The sequence below is a fragment of the Streptomyces sp. NPDC029296 genome, assembly GCF_055569255.1.
In genome coordinates this window covers 1-1,280 of the sequence record NZ_JBVHXT010000119.1, presented here as the reverse complement: position 1 = coordinate 1,280, position 1,280 = coordinate 1, and the positions used below count along the sequence as shown (strand labels likewise).

1 pseudogene is annotated in these 1,280 nt (G+C 69.9%); it reads right to left on the bottom strand.

Annotated elements, in window-relative coordinates:
* Positions 1-1,280 (bottom strand): annotated as a pseudogene (locus ACZ4W9_RS40305) (pullulanase-type alpha-1,6-glucosidase); the annotation flags it as partial.

Genomic DNA, 1,280 nt, shown 5'->3' with positions numbered 1-1,280 from the left:
TGCGTGGCCTGGACGAACCGGGCGTCGTCGGCGACCTCCCCGAAGTTCCAGCCCTCCCCGTACAGGACGATCCTCCTGCCGTCCACGCCGTCCCGCTCCAGGGTCAGCGCGTCCAGGGCCTTGCGCACGGCCAGGATGTTGGCCTTGGGATGGTGGCCCATCAGGTCGAACCGGAACCCGTCGACCTTGTACTGCCTGGCCCAGGTGACCACGGAGTCCACCACCAGCTTGCCCATCATCGCGTTCTCCGTCGCGGTGTTGGCACAGCAGGTGCTGCTCGCCACCGACCCGTCCGCCAGCAGCCGCTGGTAGTAGCCCGGCACGATCCGGTCCAGCACCGACACCTCCGCCTGACCGGCGGCCGCCGTGTGGTTGTAGACCACGTCCATCACCACCCGCAGCCCGTTGCCGTTCAGCGCCTGCACCATCCGGCGGAACTCCACCGTCCGGGCCGTACCGTCCGGATCGGAGGCGTAGGAACCCTCCGGAACCGTGTAGTGCAACGGGTCGTAGCCCCAGTTGTAAGCGTCTTTCGCCGCCGCCTTGCCCACACACTCCTGCTGCCGCTCGGAATCGGGCGGGAAGGACGCCGGGTCACAGTCCGGGACCGCCTGGTCCGCCTTGCGCTCGGGAATTCCCGCGATGTCGAAGGCCGGCAAGAGGTGCACGTACGAGGTGCCCGCCTTGGCCAGCTTCCTCAGGTGTCGGGACCCGTCGGCGCCGGTGTCGGTGAACGCCAGGTAGGTGCCCCGGTCCTTCACCGGCACCGTCTTGTCCTCGATGGAGAAGTCCCGGATGTGCAGTTCCTGGATCTGCGCGTCCCGCAGCGGTACGGCCTCGGGCTTGCGCAGCGTCGACCAGCCGGCCGGGGCCAGGGCCTTGTCGTCCAGGTCCACGATCAGGCTGCGCTCGGAATCGGCGGTGAGCGCCACCGAGTACGGGTCGGTGACCTTGTTGGTGACCATCTTGCGGACGCTGGGCGCCCACACCTTCACCACGTACCGGTAGGGCCTGCCCTTCCAGGACGCCGGTCCGGTGACGGACCACACGCCGGTGGAGTCGTCGCGGCGCATCCGATGGAGCGACCCGCCGAGTTCCAGCGACACGCTCCGCGCCGTCGGGGCCCACACCGACAGTGTGGGCCGGCCGTGGGCGAACACCGGGCCGAGCCGCGCCTTCGTGGCGCCGGGGTAGAGATCGTCCAGCACCCCGGCCGTCTGCACACCGGTCGCGGCCACGACGGCGCCGTTCGCCGCCCGCTGCGAGACGACGAGCTGACC